Raw genomic sequence first — 281 nt, 5'->3', positions numbered from 1 at the left:
CGGGCGTGTTCGTCCGCCGACTGGTCCGGGCCACCCGGGCGAAGGCGTCCGGCACGGCCTGGAAGCCGCGCGGCACGGTCCTGATCACGGGCGGCACCGCTGCCCTGGGCGCCGAGGTCGCGCGCTGGCTGGCCCGTAACGGAGCCGAGCACCTGGTGCTCACCGGACGCCGTGGCGCCGAGGCCCCGGGTGCGGCCGAACTCCGCGCCGAGCTGGCCGGGTCGGGAATCCAGGTCACCCTGGAGGCCTGCGACGTCGCCGACCGGTCGGCGGTGGAGGTG

At 77.2% G+C, this 281-nt stretch carries 1 protein-coding gene; it reads left to right on the top strand.

The window, feature by feature from the left end; translation table 11 throughout:
* The coding region (locus UK12_RS35490; RefSeq protein ID WP_156179181.1) for an SDR family NAD(P)-dependent oxidoreductase at positions 1 to 281 on the top strand (281 nt) is incomplete at both ends.

Origin of the sequence: Saccharothrix sp. ST-888 (assembly GCF_000955975.1) — a bacterium.
Classification (GTDB): domain Bacteria; phylum Actinomycetota; class Actinomycetes; order Streptomycetales; family Streptomycetaceae; genus Kitasatospora.
The sequence above is the reverse complement of the archived record's forward strand: the minus strand, read 5'-3'. Positions and strand labels throughout refer to the sequence as shown.